A 7,830-nucleotide genomic window follows, 5' to 3' on the forward strand; every position below is an offset into this window, starting at 1 on the left:
CACTTAACTTGACTATTCAAGATAAAATAAAAAAACGATTTTGTTGACTATTAGGTCTCTCCCATTTATGATAAAGAAGTGTTACTTAAAGTCAAAGGCTACATGGAGAGGAAATTATAAAATGACAGTTGAAAAAGCAATAGAAGTTTTAAAAGCAGGAGAGCTAGCTGTATTACCTACTGAGACAGTTTATGGTATATTTGCTGATGCAACAAACGAAGCAGCTGTACAAAGATTGTATGCTGTAAAAGGACGCCCCGTTGATAAGGCACTAAACATGAATGTGGCAGACTACAATAAGATTTTGAAATACTCAACCCACCAACCTCTATATTTAGAAAAACTAGTGAAAACTTTTCTTCCAGGACCGTTGACGATTATTTTAGAAGCAAGTTCAGAAGTACCTGAGTGGATTCATGTTGGCAAGAGCACAGTAGGGTTTCGAATGCCTTCCGTCCGAGCAACACAAGAAGTGATTAAAGCTTTAGGTGTCCTAGTTGGGCCATCAGCAAACCTAACAGGAGCCCCTAGCCCACAATTTTATAATGAGTTAACGACAGATATCTTGGATAAAGCGGCAGTCTCTATTCAAGATGACAGTGTTTACGGCCTAGATACAACTATTCTAGATCTTTCTACAGATAAACCCAAAATTTTACGACAAGGAGCGATTACAGCGAAAGAGCTCCTTGATGCAGTTCCAGAATTATCTGAAATTGTTTAAACAAATCATTTGGTTCAGTCTTTTGCTTTAGATATAATGGAAGATGTACAAAAGTTGCGCCTTTATTAACAAAATTAGAGAGAGCAACGCATATGGCAAAGGAGACATATATGGAAATATATAATTTTGAAGCGCTTGATCCAGAACTTTGGACTGCTATTCATGCAGAAGAAACACGTCAACAGAAGACGATTGAATTAATTGCTTCTGAGAATATCGTATCCCCAGCAGTACGTGCAGCGCAAGGATCTGTCTTAACCAATAAGTACGCAGAAGGTTATCCTGAAAAGCGTTACTATGGTGGAACAGAAGCTGTGGATGTGGTGGAAAATTTGGCTATTGAGCGTGCAAAAGCGCTTTTCCATGCTGAGTTTGCGAATGTGCAGCCGCACTCAGGATCACAAGCCAATGCAGCAGCCTATATGGCACTCATAGAACCAGGAGATACTGTGCTAGGAATGGACTTGAATGCTGGTGGGCATTTGACTCACGGTTCACAAGTTAATTTTTCTGGCAAAATGTATAATTTCGTTTCTTACGGTCTTCATCCAGAAACAGAATTACTGGACTTTGAAGAAATTGAAGCACAAGCTGAAAAACATCGTCCATCACTTATCATTGCTGGAGCATCGGCTTACTCACGGATTATAGATTTTTCAAAATTCCGGGAAATTGCAGATAAAGTTGGTGCTAAATTGATGGTAGATATGGCTCACATCGCTGGTCTTGTGGCTACTGGACACCATCCAAGTCCACTCCCTTACGCAGATGTCGTGACTTCTACAACACACAAAACCTTGCGTGGGCCACGCGGTGGTCTGATTCTCACAAATGATGCAGATTTGGCAAAAAAAATTAACAGTGCAATTTTTCCGGGTTTACAAGGTGGACCATTGGAGCATGTGATAGCGGCTAAAGCGATTGCTTTTAAAGAAGCCTTAGAGCCAGAATTTACAGATTATATCGGACAAGTGTTGAAAAATACAGCAGCTATGGCTGATGAGTTTAGACGAGCAGGTTTACACGTTGTTTCAGATGGAACAGATAATCATCTGTTTTTAGTGAAGGTAACAGAGTTAGGAATTAACGGCAAAGAAGCGCAAAATCTTTTAGACACGGTCAACATTACGCTTAACAAAAATTCGGTTCCAGGAGAAAAACTCAGTCCTTTTGAAACGAGTGGTGTACGTATCGGAGCAGCAGCAATTACGAGTCGCGGGATGAAAGAAGAAGAAAGTCGTAAGATTGCTCAAATGATTGTTAAAGCACTGTCAAATAAAGATGACGAAGTAACACTCCAAGAAGTACGTCAATTTGCATTAAATTTGACAAAGACCTTTCCTTTGGTCTAGAATATAGGTACAACTTTTTTAACAAGACTTCCACCGGATAAAGAATAATATGAACAGTGATAAGTAAAGAGGTGGACATGCTAGAGAAGTTTTTAACATGACAAGATGGCAGAAGTACAAACTGAAGTTGAAGTACGGCCATCAGAAAGAATGATTAGGTAATAGACAAATGTTGAAAATTTTGAAGCTCTTTATCAAGCTCACACTACTTGTAGTAGTAGTTGGAGCAGTTTTTTATGCGCATAGAACTTATACAAATGTAAAAAATGTGATGAAGTATGAAAAGGCGGTTGATGCAACACTTAAAGCTCAAGGACTAGAAGGTGATACGAGGTTGGCGTTGGCCATTATTTATACAGAGACAAAAGGGAATGCAGCAGATGTTATGCAGTCAAGCGAAAGCTTAAATGGAGACCGAAACAGTATTTTAACTGAAGACGAGAGCATACAACAAGGTGTAGCAAATCTTTGCAAGGTTTTAGAGTATGCCGAAGATAAAAAAGTAGACATCTGGACAGGTGTGCAAGCTTATAATTTTGGTCAATCCTATATAGACTATGTGGCTAAAAATGGCGGAAAAAACAATCTAGAATTGGCAGAGAAGTATTCGCGTACCGTTGTGGCTCCGAGTTTAGGAAATACAACAGGTGAAACCTATTATCATGTGACAGTGGATTCACTGATGAACAGTGGAGGAAAGCTCTATGTTAATGGTGGAAATATGTATTATGCAAATGAGGTCAAATGGCATTTGATGCTGCTCGATCTTTTCAATTGGTAGACAGTAGAGCAGAGCATGGAAGCTGACCTATCCAACATGAGCTAAAATCTATAAACTCAACACATTCAAAGAATAAAATGAACCATAAAGCAGACAAGAGAAACCTATATTTTTCGGTTCTGCTCAGTGGTTCATTTTTTTCATCCGTAGTTTATTCTGTAGAGAGCAGCGCAGATATGTGTCTGTCTGATATTCCCTTCCGAACTTATAAAAAAATCTCGCGAAATAAAAGTACACTGTAAGTAAGGCAACCTGTATGAACTTCTAACCCAAGTGTCTGCTTAAAACTAAAATAAAATGGCAGTGAAATTTCATTTACCACCATGACGCATACAAAAACTTAATATTTTATATCAAAATTTTGAAAATCATTGAAGTCTGTAGAAAAGACATCAAGTTTAACAACAGAAGCAAAGGGAGTCGGACCTTGACGAAGTTTTTCTTCAAAGATTTTTAATGTTTCTTGATTATCCGCTTGAACAAACAGTCCCACAGTACCGTCTGCATTGTTCCAAACACGTCCCTTAAACCCCAGCTGCCGTGCGATAAGGACGGTTCCATAGCGAAAACCAACACCTTGTACCTGTCCGTGAGCAATTATTTTAACTTTGTACATCGTTCTTCCCCCTGTAGGAAACTAAAATTTATTGAATAAGGCACATAAGTGCTCTTAGGTGCAGTGATAGATAGTATGATATAATTATAACAAATGGAAATTATAAGAGCAAAAGACAATAAAAAAATTAAGGCAGCGCGTAAGTTACTCACAAAGAAAAAATATCGTAAAAATTCTTATCTCATAGAAGGCTTTCACCTGCTCGAAGAGGCTGTAAATTCTGGAGCTGAGATTTTGCAAATTTTTGTGGAAGAAGATAAGCACAAAGAAGTTGAACATCTGGATAATGTTGTCCTTGTCAGCTCGGAAGTCTTGAAGAGCTTGTCGGATACTGGAACACCTCAAGGAGTGGTTGCTGAAGTCGTGCGTAAAAAGGAGTATATTCAGCTTGATCAAGGAAAGTTCTTGGTTTTAGAAAACGTTCAAGATCCTGGAAATGTAGGCACGATGATTCGTACCGCTGATGCAGCAGGATTTTCAGCAGTTCTTTGTTTGGGAGACACAGCTGATGTTTATGCACCAAAAGTGATGCGGAGTATGCAAGGAAGCAACTTCCACATCCCAATCTGGCATATAAAAGATTTTACAGACTTACAAGCAGCCAATATTCCCCTTTATGTGACGAGTTTGTCAAAAGACTCTGTGAGTTACAAAGAACTATCAGTAGAAAAAAATTTTGCTTTAGTTATGGGAAATGAGGGATCAGGAGTAACCTCCACAGCAGTAAGTGCTGCAGATAAACTGATTCATATTGAAATGTTTGGCCAGGCAGAATCTTTGAATGTTGCTGTTGCTGCAGGGATTCTTATGTTTAGTTTATGAGAACAAAAAAGCTTGCGATTTATCGCAAGTTTTTATATTACTGCACCTTAGCTGCCAATGTTTCAGCAAAAGCTTCAAGATTAATAATATCCTCATCCTCAGCATTCAAATCAACCTTGACAGACTCCGCTCCCTTTTCAGCACCTGTGAGTGCAAATTGTTCTTCAAACATATCTACACAGATACAGAAATCATCATAAAAGGTATCACCTGAACCACAGACGCCAAAAACTTTTCCAGAAAGATCAACCTCTTTTAAGTCTTCATAGAAATCTACGATTTCGTCTGGTAGTTCACCATCGCCGTAAGTATAAGTTGCAACGATACAAAGATCAGCATCTTCAAACTCATCGGCATCCACGGAGGTACATTCGTCTAGGTCTACATCAAGCCCCAACTCCTCCAATTTATCAGTAACAATTTCAGCAATTTCTTGTGTATTGCCAGTCATACTTGCATAAACTACTTTTGCTAAAGCCATTTTCTGCTCCCTTGTGAAATTTATATAACAAGATTATATCAAGAAATTCAAGAAAAATCAGCTTCCATGCATTTTTTCAGACTTTCTACCCCAGTATTTTTATGATAAAATAGGAGTATCATTGTGATTAGAGAAATATTTAGGAGAAGGTAAAAAGAGTGATTACATTAAAATCTCAACGTGAAATAGATCAAATGGATCGTGCGGGCTCTTTGCTCGCCAGTATTCATATTGGTTTACGTGATTTGATAAAGCCCGGTATTGACATGTGGGAAATCGAAGAATATGTACGCAAGGTTTGCAAGGAAACAAATACCTTGCCGCTACAGATTGGTGTCGATGGCTCAATCATGGATTATCCATATGCGACATGCTGTTCTCTTAATGATGAAGTTGCACATAGCTTTCCCCGTCATCTGAAGTTAAAAGAGGGTGATCTTATTAAGGTGGATATGGTGTTAGGCATGGTTGAAGATGGTTCCGTGGATGTTTCAAAGTTGGACTTTGATAATGTTGCTGAGATGAAAAAATATACAGTAGGTTTTAGCGGAGCTATCGCTGATAGTTGTTGGGCTTATGCGGTGGGCACGCCTTCAGAAGAAGTCAAAAAGCTTATGGATGTAACCCGCGAATGCCTCTATCTTGGTATTGAGCAAGCTGTTGTAGGCAACCGTATCGGTGATATCGGTGCGGCGATTCAAGAGCATGCTGAAAGTCGTGGATATGGTGTTGTCCGTGATCTTGTCGGTCACGGGATGGGACCAACATTCCATGAAGACCCTTTAGTACCTCACTATGGTAAAGCAGGACGTGGTTTACGCTTACGTGAAGGGATGGTCTTGACTATTGAACCGATGATTAATACAGGAACATGGAAAATTGACACGGATATGGAAACAGGCTGGATGCATAAGACTTTGGATGGTGGCTTATCCTGCCAGTTTGAACATCAGTTTGTCATTACCAAAGATGGTCCAGTTATTCTGACAAGTCAAGGAGAAGAAGGTACCTACTGAGCATTATGAAAATAAAAAGAAAGGAGAAATAGTGTATGAAAGCTTTTTTTAAGCGGGTTTTGTCCTGGCAACCCTTAAAAGATTTTATGAGCTTTTACAAAAGTTCAGAGCTGTCTTTATCAAGTATCGCTGTGGCTTATTACTTGCTTCTATCTATTTTTCCTTTACTTTTGATTTTTGCCAATCTCCTTCCCTTCTTAAATCTTGATGTAGATTTGATATTGAATGTTCTGCGTGAGCAGATTCCCGAACAAATCTATGAAATGAGTGCGGGATTTATTCGGAATATTTTGGAGAATCCTAACACAGGTTTACTTTCTGTCTCTGTTTTAGCCGGCTTTTGGACTTTTTCAAGAGCATTAGCTACCTTGCAGATGGCCATGAATAAAGCCTATGAAGTCTCGCAGCACCGTGACTTCATCCTCAGCCGAATCACTGGGATGGTTGTGGGCTTAGGACTTATGACTTTACTCTCTTTGACGATCTTAATTTCGACATTTGGGCAGCTGGTGCTAGCCTACATACATGAGCATTTGTTTGCCTTTGACGATAGACTTTATCGCACCTTGCAAACAGCGACCTTGCCTGTTGTGATTATTATTGTATTTGTATCTTTGATTTTACTCTATTTTGTTTTACCTAATGTAAAGATACATAAGCTAAAGTATATTATGCCAGGGACGATTTTTTCTACTCTGGTCCTAGTAGCCCTGCCTCACTTTTTCGGAGCTTATCTGGGCCGTGCTTTAAGCCAGATGAGTGACTTCAAGCTGGTCGGTTCTGTGCTCATTTTTGGTTTGATGATTTGGTTTATATTTATAGCAAAGGTTTTGATTGTGGGGACTGCTTTAAATGCAACTTATCAGAAAAAATCTTTTGGACAGATTGAAACCCGACGAGGAGAGATTGTGGCCTTTATCAGAGATATTAGAAAGTAAGATGTACTGCTTCTCAAAAGTTGAACAAATAATTTAAATAAGGGATTTGGCTCTCTATAGTACAGAGCGAAGTCCTTTTAGTTTTAATACGTGTATTCATACGAGTAATAAAATAAAGTCATAACTTAATTCCATAGAAAAACACCGCTAATGCTAGATTCTGTCTAACGTTAGGGGTGTAGAATATCACTTAAACGGGGCATTTGTCTTTAGACTTTGGATTTTTTTCGAAAAACAATGAATTTAGAGTAAAAGTAATTCAAAATGATGTTAAGGATTTGAATTGCGAGTGAAAGCACAAGAACCACAACTGGTTTTTTAAGGTGAAGGAGGTTCATCAAGATTTCTGGATGCGTATCGATAAACCACCATTTAAGAAAGATAGCCAGAAGCATGAAGAACAGACGACCAGCAGCAAAGTTAAGAAAATCAAGAAAAATATGATTTGATTGATGCTTAAAAACCCAGATTTTATTTGTAAAAAAAGCAAAAATGATGCTGACAATCTGACCGATAGCCTCAGAAATTGCACCAGCATTTATTCCAGGTTGGTTAAGCAGGTAGAAACTTGCTTGCATAAAGACGTAGTAAACCAGAGTGGTCAAGACACCAAAGACCAGATAGGTAAAAGCCTCGGTTTTTACGAAGTTTTTAAGTTTTTCCATAGCACCCTATTTTAACAAAATTCTCCTGTTTTTGCTAGGAGCTATTGAGAAAGTTCTCACGTTAATTCCCCTTTCTTTAGCAAGCTGTGTTATAATAAAGCTATGTTAAAATCACGATTTTATTCTTTTATACTTGGGACAATTATTGAAGCATGGATTTTCTCCATCTCCTTTTTTGCAGCCCAATGGTTTTGGTTCTTTATTGCAAGTTTTCTTCTGGGGCGCAGGATTTATGTGGCCTACAAGGTGGATAAATTTGTAAAGCTCAGTAATATCAAATGATGGAATTTGTCCATTGTTTTTTTATATTCTATGAGGAGAGGTTTGCCTCTCTTTTTATTTTCGTAAAGATATCATTTTGAAATTGATAAGAAAAAGATTACAATAACATTATATAATATGTATATTGTATTACTTAATGTGTACAATATACTT

10 protein-coding genes are annotated in these 7,830 nt (G+C 38.2%); 7 read left to right on the forward strand and 3 right to left on the reverse strand.

Features of this window, described 5'->3' with window-relative positions:
- The first annotated feature begins 121 nt into the window (after positions 1–121).
- The 3 genes from B4H39_RS08985 to B4H39_RS08995 all read left to right on the forward strand — a co-directional run bounded on the left by B4H39_RS08985 (position 122) and on the right by B4H39_RS08995 (position 2,857).
- Positions 122–724 (forward strand): L-threonylcarbamoyladenylate synthase, encoded by a 603-nt coding sequence (locus tag B4H39_RS08985; protein ID WP_251423975.1) that lies wholly within the window; start codon positions 122–124, stop codon positions 722–724.
- Positions 725–834: 110 nt separating this feature from the next.
- Entirely contained in the window at positions 835–2,076 is a 1,242-nt protein-coding gene (glyA, locus tag B4H39_RS08990) for a serine hydroxymethyltransferase (RefSeq protein ID WP_251423972.1), read from the forward strand.
- 169 nt (positions 2,077–2,245) lie between these two features.
- Positions 2,246–2,857, forward strand: coding sequence for a lysozyme family protein (locus B4H39_RS08995; protein ID WP_202229885.1), 612 nt, complete (start codon positions 2,246–2,248; stop codon positions 2,855–2,857).
- 340 nt (positions 2,858–3,197) lie between these two features.
- Here the strand turns inward: B4H39_RS08995 and B4H39_RS09000 are convergent, their stop codons facing one another.
- The gene (locus B4H39_RS09000) at positions 3,198–3,473 is read right to left on the reverse strand and encodes an acylphosphatase (protein ID WP_251423969.1); all 276 of its coding nucleotides are present in this window, start codon (positions 3,471–3,473) and stop codon (positions 3,198–3,200) included.
- 93 nt (positions 3,474–3,566) lie between these two features.
- On the opposite strand from B4H39_RS09000, the gene B4H39_RS09005 reads away from it, so the two are divergent.
- Positions 3,567–4,295: a TrmH family RNA methyltransferase gene (locus B4H39_RS09005; protein ID WP_251423966.1), complete on the forward strand. Its 729-nt coding sequence runs from the start codon at positions 3,567–3,569 to the stop codon at positions 4,293–4,295.
- 37 nt (positions 4,296–4,332) lie between these two features.
- Here B4H39_RS09005 and B4H39_RS09010 read toward each other — a convergent pair whose 3' ends face one another.
- Positions 4,333–4,776, reverse strand: a complete 444-nt coding sequence (locus B4H39_RS09010; RefSeq protein WP_251423963.1) for a flavodoxin — start codon at positions 4,774–4,776, stop codon at positions 4,333–4,335.
- 158 nt (positions 4,777–4,934) lie between these two features.
- On the opposite strand from B4H39_RS09010, the gene B4H39_RS09015 reads away from it, so the two are divergent.
- Together B4H39_RS09015 and B4H39_RS09020 are read left to right on the forward strand one after the other, a co-directional pair.
- On the forward strand, positions 4,935–5,792 hold the full coding sequence (locus B4H39_RS09015) for a methionyl aminopeptidase (RefSeq protein ID WP_251423960.1): 858 nt from the start codon (positions 4,935–4,937) through the stop codon (positions 5,790–5,792).
- A 35-nt stretch (positions 5,793–5,827) separates the two neighbouring features.
- Positions 5,828–6,730, forward strand: a complete 903-nt coding sequence (locus B4H39_RS09020) for a YihY/virulence factor BrkB family protein (RefSeq protein WP_251423957.1) — start codon at positions 5,828–5,830, stop codon at positions 6,728–6,730.
- 209 nt (positions 6,731–6,939) lie between these two features.
- Here the strand turns inward: B4H39_RS09020 and B4H39_RS09025 are convergent, their stop codons facing one another.
- Positions 6,940–7,395 (reverse strand): GtrA family protein, encoded by a 456-nt coding sequence (locus B4H39_RS09025; RefSeq protein ID WP_251423954.1) that lies wholly within the window; start codon positions 7,393–7,395, stop codon positions 6,940–6,942.
- 102 nt (positions 7,396–7,497) lie between these two features.
- Here B4H39_RS09025 and B4H39_RS09030 point away from each other — a divergent pair, with 102 nt between their 5' ends.
- Positions 7,498–7,677, forward strand: a complete 180-nt coding sequence (locus B4H39_RS09030; RefSeq protein ID WP_202229892.1) for a hypothetical protein — start codon at positions 7,498–7,500, stop codon at positions 7,675–7,677.
- Positions 7,678–7,830: the final 153 nt, after the last annotated feature.

The sequence above is a fragment of the Lactococcus sp. UBA7128 genome, assembly GCF_002492185.1.
In the GTDB taxonomy this organism is placed as follows: domain Bacteria; phylum Bacillota; class Bacilli; order Lactobacillales; family Streptococcaceae; genus Lactococcus; species Lactococcus muris.

What these genes read in the sequence shown, in the direction of transcription:
- B4H39_RS08985 (WP_251423975.1), top strand. Translation starts at nt 122, where the DNA reads ATGACAGTTGAAAAAGCAATAGAAGTTTTAAAAGCAGGAGAGCTAGCT.
- glyA (WP_251423972.1), top strand. Translation starts at nt 835, where the DNA reads ATGGAAATATATAATTTTGAAGCGCTTGATCCAGAACTTTGGACTGCT.
- B4H39_RS08995 (WP_202229885.1), top strand. Translation starts at nt 2,246, where the DNA reads ATGTTGAAAATTTTGAAGCTCTTTATCAAGCTCACACTACTTGTAGTA.
- B4H39_RS09000 (WP_251423969.1), bottom strand. Translation starts at nt 3,473, where the DNA reads ATGTACAAAGTTAAAATAATTGCTCACGGACAGGTACAAGGTGTTGGT.
- B4H39_RS09005 (WP_251423966.1), top strand. Translation starts at nt 3,567, where the DNA reads ATGGAAATTATAAGAGCAAAAGACAATAAAAAAATTAAGGCAGCGCGT.
- B4H39_RS09010 (WP_251423963.1), bottom strand. Translation starts at nt 4,776, where the DNA reads ATGGCTTTAGCAAAAGTAGTTTATGCAAGTATGACTGGCAATACACAA.
- B4H39_RS09020 (WP_251423957.1), top strand. Translation starts at nt 5,828, where the DNA reads ATGAAAGCTTTTTTTAAGCGGGTTTTGTCCTGGCAACCCTTAAAAGAT.
- B4H39_RS09025 (WP_251423954.1), bottom strand. Translation starts at nt 7,395, where the DNA reads ATGGAAAAACTTAAAAACTTCGTAAAAACCGAGGCTTTTACCTATCTG.
- B4H39_RS09030 (WP_202229892.1), top strand. Translation starts at nt 7,498, where the DNA reads ATGTTAAAATCACGATTTTATTCTTTTATACTTGGGACAATTATTGAA.